This window comes from Pseudoalteromonas sp. J010, assembly GCF_003934235.1.
Taxonomy (GTDB): Bacteria; Pseudomonadota; Gammaproteobacteria; order Enterobacterales; family Alteromonadaceae; genus Pseudoalteromonas; species Pseudoalteromonas peptidolytica.
This window is the reverse complement of record NZ_RDBW01000012.1, coordinates 120,117-127,643: the sequence shown is the minus strand read 5'-3', so window position 1 is coordinate 127,643 and position 7,527 is coordinate 120,117. Positions and strand designations below refer to the sequence as shown.

Annotated in this window: 4 protein-coding genes; all 4 read left to right on the top strand. The window is 46.9% G+C overall.

All coding sequences use genetic code 11. From position 1 onward, the window contains the following. The first annotated feature begins 24 nt into the window (after positions 1 to 24). Positions 25 to 4,317, top strand: coding sequence for a hypothetical protein (locus EAG18_RS08575; protein ID WP_125251971.1), 4,293 nt, complete (start codon positions 25 to 27; stop codon positions 4,315 to 4,317). 25 nt (positions 4,318 to 4,342) lie between these two features. After that, on the top strand, positions 4,343 to 6,739 hold the full coding sequence (locus EAG18_RS08570; protein WP_125251970.1) for a hypothetical protein: 2,397 nt from the start codon (positions 4,343 to 4,345) through the stop codon (positions 6,737 to 6,739). Between the two features lie 94 nt (positions 6,740 to 6,833). Beyond that, positions 6,834 to 7,136 (top strand): hypothetical protein, encoded by a 303-nt coding sequence (locus tag EAG18_RS08565; protein ID WP_125251969.1) that lies wholly within the window; start codon positions 6,834 to 6,836, stop codon positions 7,134 to 7,136. Next, entirely contained in the window at positions 7,136 to 7,522 is a 387-nt protein-coding gene (locus EAG18_RS08560; RefSeq protein ID WP_125251968.1) for a hypothetical protein, read from the top strand. Before EAG18_RS08565 ends, EAG18_RS08560 begins: the two co-directional genes overlap by 1 nt. Positions 7,523 to 7,527: the final 5 nt, after the last annotated feature.

Sequence of the window (7,527 nt, the reverse complement as noted above, 5' to 3'; positions counted from 1 at the left end):
GTGCCGGATATTGTTGCAAATCAATTGAGCACCAAATTGGGTTCCCTCGGCAACAATACCGTTGCTGACGCGCTGTCGGCCATGGCGCAGTCTATCACGACTGACTACCGCAACGAGATAAGCCAAGCCATTGAGAGTATTGGGCAAAGCAATAGCTGGACACAAGGACAGATCGAAGAAATTGCTGCAGCCGTCGACAACATTATCGTACCTGACATTGTTGACACTCAGCTGAGTTTAAAAGTCGCACCTTTAGCTAAAGCGGCTCTTGCAAGCGATCTATATCAACTGGAGACCGCTGTAACCGAAGCGTACACCGCGGCAATTACGCAAGCGGTTGATAATATCAGCCAAAGTAACAATTGGACACAGGCACAGATAGAAGAGATTGCCGCTAACATCGACATGGTTACTGTCCCAGATATTGTTGATGCACAGCTTAATTTGAAAGTGGCACCCCTTGCTATCACGGCAATTGAAGACAGCCTTAACGCATTGCAAGCTTCTGTCACCGAAGCCTATAGAGCCGAAATCACACAAGCTCTTCAGGGGATAGAGCCTGGCGATAGTTGGACTCAATCGCAAATAGAAAATATTGCTGCGGCGGTAAGTACTGCTATCACCTCTGACATTGTTGATAATCAACTCAGCGCAAAATTAGGCGCTCTTGGCGACAATACCGTTGCAGACGCACTTTCGGCCATGACCCAGTCTATCACGACTAGCTATCGCGCCGAGATAAACCAAGCCATTGAAGACATAGGGCAAAGTAGTAGCTGGACGCAAGGACAGATCGAAGAGATTGCCGCAGCGGTCGACAATATTATCGTACCAGATATCGTTGATACTCAGCTGAACCTAAAAGTCGCCCCCTTGGCCAAAGCGGCCATTGCTGACGATCTATATCAACTGGAGAACTCAGTAACCGAAGCGTATACCGCGGCAATTGTCCAGGCAATTGACAATATCAACCAAGGTAGTAATTGGACACAAGCACAGATAGAAAGCATTGCCGCTAATGTCGATACTATCACCGTACCAGATATCGTCGATAATCACCTCAATGCCAAGCTTGGTACGTTGGGAGAACAAACCGTTGCAGATGCACTCCTCGCAATGGCTCAATCGATCACGACCAGCTATCGAACTGAGATAAATCAGGCAATTGAGAGTATTGACCTAGGCAACAGCTGGACACAGACGCAAATAGAAAACATTGCCGCTAATGTCGACTCAGTTAACGTTCCCCAGCTCATTGACACTCAGTTAAGCGCAAAAGTTGCCCCCTTGGCCAAAGCTGCGCTGGCTGATGACTTGAACGCATTGGTGGCGTCCATCACTACGGCTTACCAAGCAGAAATCATACAAGCGATTGATAGCATAGAACAAGGCAACCAGTGGACGCAGGCACAGATTGAGGACATTGCCGCCAACGTCGATTCTATCACCGTTCCCCAGCTCATTGACACCCAGTTAAGTTCAAAAGTCGCGCCCCTAGCTAAAGCTGCGCTAGCTGATGACTTGAACGCATTGGTGGCGTCCGTCACTGCAGCTTACCAAGCAGAAATCACACAAGCGATTGATAGTATTGATCAAGGCAACCAATGGACGCGAGCACAGATTGAGGACATTGCCGCCAACGTCGACACGGTCACGGTACCAGATATTGTAGATGCTCAGCTGAGTTTGAAGGTCGCTCCTCTGGCCAAGGTCGCCCTTGCCGATGATTTACTCGCGCTGGAGAGCGCAGTCACCGAAGCATACAATACGGCCATTACACAGGCGCTTGACAGTATCAGTCAAGGCAATAGCTGGAACCAAGAACAAATCGAAAGCATTGCCGCCGCAGTTGATGCTATCACCGTGCCAAGCATTGTTGATAATCAATTAAATGCAAAACTTGGCGAACTTGGGGATCAAACCGTTGCTGATGCGCTTTTTGCTATGGCGCAGTCCATCACCCAAACCTACCGCGCGGAGATAAATCAAGCCATTGAAGGCATTGATCAAATTAACAATTGGACGCAAGGGCAGATTGAAGACATCGCCGCTAATGTCGATACTATCACCGTACCAGAGATTGTGGATAATCACCTCAATGCCAAGCTCGGTACGTTGGGTGAACAAACCGTTGCAGATGCACTCTCGACAATGGCTCAGTCGCTCACAACCAGCTACCGAACTGAGATAAATCAGGCAATTGAGAGCATTGACTTAGGCAACAGTTGGACGCAGACACAGATAGAAAACATTGCCGCCAATGTCGATTCTATTAACGTTCCCCAGATCATTGACACACAGTTAAGCGCAAAAGTTGCACCCTTAGCCAAAGCTGCCCTTGCTGATGATTTGAGCGCATTAGTGGCATCTGTCACCGCGGCTTACCAAGCAGAAATCACACAAGCGATTGATAGCATTGCTCAAGGCAACCAATGGACTCAAGCACAGATTGAGGACATTGCCGCCAACGTCGACATCGTCACGGTACCGGATATTGTCGACACACAGCTCGCTTTAAAAGTAGCGCCTCTAGCTCAAGCAGCGCTTGTCGACGACCTCAATGCCTTGCAGGCAGCCGTCACCGAAGCCTACAAAGCTGATATCGCTCAGGCAATTGAGAGCATGGGACAGGGGATCTGGAACCAGGCTCAAATCGAGGAAATCGCCGCTGCTGTTGACAACATCACCGTCCCAGACATTGTGGCGACTATACTTGCCGAAAGGTTAGGTGATCTGGGAGAACAAACGGTTGCCGATACATTATCTGCTATTAGTCAGTCTATCACGCAGGCGTACCGCACCGAGATAAACGAAGCTATTGAGCAGATTGCTCAGGGGGCATGGAGCCAGGCTCAAATTGAAGAAATTGCCGCAGCAGTCGACAGTGTCACCGTGCCAGACATGCTTGATGCACAACTGCCCGCGAGAGTTGCTCCACTGGCTCAGGCTGCTGTTGAAAACAATCTGAACGCCCTGCAAACTTCCATAACCGACGCTTACAGAGCTGAAATCGCGCAAGCCATCGAAAATATGGGCCAAGGCAATCAGTGGACTCAAGCACAGATTGAAGACATTGCAGCGGCAATAGACCATATAGTCGTGCCAGGCATTGTCGACACACAACTTGAGGAAAAACTTGCGCCACTTGCCCAAGCAGCACTTGTCGATGATCTCAGCGCGTTACAAGCAACCGTAACTGAGGCCTATCGGGCTGAAATAGCCCAAGCAATTGAGAATATTGGTCAAGGAATATGGAGCCAAGCTCAAATAGAGGAGATTGCAGCAGCCGTCGACAATGTTACAGTTCCAGGCATTGTAGAGGACAAGCTTAACGAAAAGCTCGGCACTTTTGGCGAACAGACCGTTGCAGACGCGCTATCAAACCTAGCCCAGTCAATCACTGAGACGTATCGCACGGAGCTGAGCCAAGCCATCGATAGTATTAACTTGGGTAACCATTGGACTCAAGAACAGATCCAAGAAATAGCCGCGACTGTCGACGCGATCACTGTTCCGGATATGATTGATGCTCAGCTAAATGAAGATACATTGTGGCCCATTATCGCATCAAAGACTGCGGCACAGATCGATACACACATCAACGGATCCGTCGTTCCAAAAATAGCGCAGGAAGTAGACAAACAACTACCCGATATTCTCTCTACTGTTGTACAATTAGAGATATCTAATCAACTTCCACTATTTGTGAGCGGTGAGGTTGATAAGGCGTTTGGCGCGATAACCTCAGAACTACCGAGTTTAGTTGAGTTCAAGATCAATGAGGGTCTAAAAGATGAAGGCAGTATTGCCGCATACTTTCAAGACAATGTAACCGCGCTTGCGCAAGGTATTGTACAAGAGTATGTCGACACAACGGTGTCACCCTTTATCGAGCGCATAGTACCTGAATACGCATTGAATGAAGTACAAGCTGCGCTCCAAGAAGCAGTTCCTGACTTGGTAGACAGCACCGTTCGTACCGTTGTAGATACAGAGGTTGAAACATTAAAGTCGACCTTTATACCAAACCTGGTCACGTTAAAATTAACGGAAACCGTGCCACAGCTGGTCGAAGACCGCATGGCACAAATACTGACTCGAGTATCACTGCCAAAAAGACTGAGATTTGAATTTTCTCAGCAATCAACGCAGTGGATTGTACAACATGAGAGAAATACCAAAGATTTCTCGATTGAAATTTTTAACAGTCAAGGTGTGCGCATGTTCGCACATCACGAAATCATTGACGACATGAGTTTTGTGGTGAGTCTCACCGAAGCCCTAACCGGCTTCATTGACGTTGTGTTTTATTCATAATTCGACGTAAGAGGACAGTCAAAGTATGGCTAACTACCCTATTTTTCACGGTATCACGCTAGCAAATAGCGCAACATTTGAAAACCTTGTTATTGAATCCTTGGCTTCAGATCCGCAAGGCGCTTCTGAAGGCCGCGTGTGGTATAACTCTGCTGAAAAGCAATTTAAGGCATCGATCACTGACGAAGGCGGTGCGCTGACAACGATAGCTTTTCAAACAACCCAAGAGTTTACTGACTTTTTAGCAGCGCTTGCATCTCAAGAAGCTGGCAATTCAGGTGCTTCCAAAGTCGGTTACGAAGGCAAGCAAGGCAGCAATGCGAAGTTTTCAGCGCAAGCAAGCACGCTAGATAATATCATCGGCGCCATCATTGATGCTGTTGATGCAGACAAACAAGCATTAGCTGATTTAGGTGCGCAAAATGCAGGCCTTGGTACCAATAAAATTGGCTACGAAGGTAAAGCAGGTGGTTTAGGTGAATTTAGTATTGCACCGACCACGTTGAAGGCAGCCCTAGATGCGATGGTTGATCAAATCGACATCAACAAAGCAGCCAGTAAAGTCAGCTCAGAGGCTATTCAAGCTGAGTTAGACAAAACCCAAGCAGCAGCAGGGTTAAGTGAGTCTGGCGATTATACGCCTCCAACTGGGGCAAATTACCTAAAATCAGAAGATTTTACTAACGCATCTAAAGTGCCTTCTCTCGCCGCTGCTGACGAGTTGCTAGATGATGCAATAAAGTCGCTAACAGACACGGTACAAAGCAATAAAGTTGCCGCTGAGCAAGCCGATGACTTAAAACTAAATATTGCGGGCGGTGTAATGACTGGCGCACTCGATATGGGTACCAACCCAATCAGTAGCGCGCACGTACCTACGCAACCCAATCACCTAGTTAATTTAAAATACATCGATGGTATGCGTGCCGGCTTAGATGTCCGAGAGTCCGTACGGGTCGCAACAACTGCCCCCATTGCCAACCTCGGTGGTGATATTCAAGATAATGGCGATAACAGTTATCAAATTGATGGTGTAACACTCGTCAGTGGCGACCGCGTACTTATCAAAAACTCAGCAAGCCAAAATGGTACCGACTCACCAAGCGCGATTTATAACGGTATTTATGTCGTAACTATCTCTGAGGTTTCTGACCAAACGACCGAAGCAAAAGCTGAATTTGAGCGCGCGATAGACGCAGATGGTACGCCAGATGGCGAAGTAACTAATGGCATGCACACCTTCATTGAAGAAGGTGCAACCTATGCCAATGCTGGGTTTGTACTTGGCACTCCCAACCCAATTAGTCTAGAAACCACCGAGCTGACTTTCGTACAATTCTCGGGCGCAGGCCAGCTAACAGCAGGTGCAGGTATTCAAAAAGATGGCAATACCCTATTTTTGAATTTTGGGGCTGGTGTTAAGGAATCTCCAACTGATGAGATTGGTATCGACTTTGGCGATGGCTTATTTACAACTGAAGATGGCAGCACCGAGTCAGATGCGTCAGCGGCTAAGCTACAGATTAAGATAGATGGCGATACACTAGAAAAAAGTAATGCAGGCCTGAAGGTTTCAGCCACATTCCAAGACAGTGTGAATGCCATTGCCAATGAACTCAACGCCACCCAAATTGCTGCAGGCCTTGAGGCAGACGGTCGCTATGTTGCTGATTCAGAAACGAATTACTTAACAGCGGTCACTAGCTTAAAAACAGCTGATAAAGCGTTAGATGATGCAATTAAAGCCGTTGATGAACGTCTATCCAGCGAATCAGAAGCACATAACAATGCAAGACAAGCGCTACAGTTAGAGCTTGATAAAACACAAGTAGGCACGGGTCTAGAGCTGGATGGAAGCTATAAGCAAGCAACCGACAGCAACTACTTAAACACCGCGACGAGTGTACACGATGCAAGCCTACTCTTAGATAGCGCATTAAAGGCAGTCTCTAGCGAGTTAGTCGCTGAAAAGATTGCCCGTGAGAACGCTGACAACGCTATCAAACAAGGAGCAGGCCTATCGGCAGACGGTAGCATGCAAAGTGTTGATAGCTACACTTATATCAAGGATACAACGTCGCTATTTGGCGCTATCACCAAGTTAGATGTAGAAATGGCATCTGAACTGGGTGGCGTACGCTCTAATATCACCAATGTCGTAAACCAAGTTAATGATAATGTTTACTTCGAGCTGTCACAGAACAAACTGATGCAGCACAAAATCGAACACAATCTAAACTCTGAATATGTCGACGTGATGGTATGGGTGGAGCGCGGTGAAGGCGAAGATGCCCGCTTCTATAACGACATTACCATGGTCAAGCAAGAATCAGACAATGTTGTGATGATTTACCTAACTGAAGCGGCAAGAGTAAAAGTCTCTGTCCAAGCAGTTCGTAAACTTGCAGACCCAACAGCTTAAGTTTTTTCGGCCTACCTTGTATTAACACACATAAATGGGCCGACGTAGTTGTCGGCTCATTTATGTTGTACAACATATGAAGAAGGAGGCAAATATGTCAACCTTGTTTAGTTTTTACCGCGTCAATGTTGTTGCTCTAAAAACGCGCGAAGATGCTTTGTATGTATTGCACGATGCACTATCGGAGCTAAAGGCAGCCATGCTCAGTGAGCAAGGCGTGCCAATCAAAGAGCTAACGCAAGCCATTACGTTCTTACGCCGATTTTATGAGCGTATTGAACGCTTGATCCTTGACGAAGGACATTTGGATTATCGCAAGTTACAGCAAAAGCAACAACAGAGCGTGCTTTTACTGAATGCTATCCAAATCAATAAAACGGTGTTGAGGCGCAAATAATGACGGTGAAAGATGTCAAAACGGTACAAAGTGCAGGCTGGATAAATCAGCTACAAAGACAGATTGAACGCTTCTTACTCAAATCAAATAATGGCAAGGTGCCCGTCGATGTACCAACACACCTAGCACACAAGCTTGAGCACACCAAAAGCAAACAATTCATCGACAGTACAGATGAGATGTCTGCTGAAGACATGGTGGTTTTTGTTCAAGAGCAATACGAGTTATTGAGCTTGTTGCAGCAAGTTGCCACAAATTTTGATGGTAAGTGCCGCTTTAGTGGCATTGACATAGATAGGGAAACAGAAAACCCCTTCCGAACAGGCGCAGAGCAACCGTGTCCATCTTACGATACAGCCAAACCAGAGTACCCAATTAAAAAATAGGAGAC

What these genes read in the sequence shown, in the direction of transcription:
- EAG18_RS08570 (WP_125251970.1), top strand. Translation starts at nt 4,343, where the DNA reads ATGGCTAACTACCCTATTTTTCACGGTATCACGCTAGCAAATAGCGCA.
- EAG18_RS08565 (WP_125251969.1), top strand. Translation starts at nt 6,834, where the DNA reads ATGTCAACCTTGTTTAGTTTTTACCGCGTCAATGTTGTTGCTCTAAAA.
- EAG18_RS08560 (WP_125251968.1), top strand. Translation starts at nt 7,136, where the DNA reads ATGACGGTGAAAGATGTCAAAACGGTACAAAGTGCAGGCTGGATAAAT.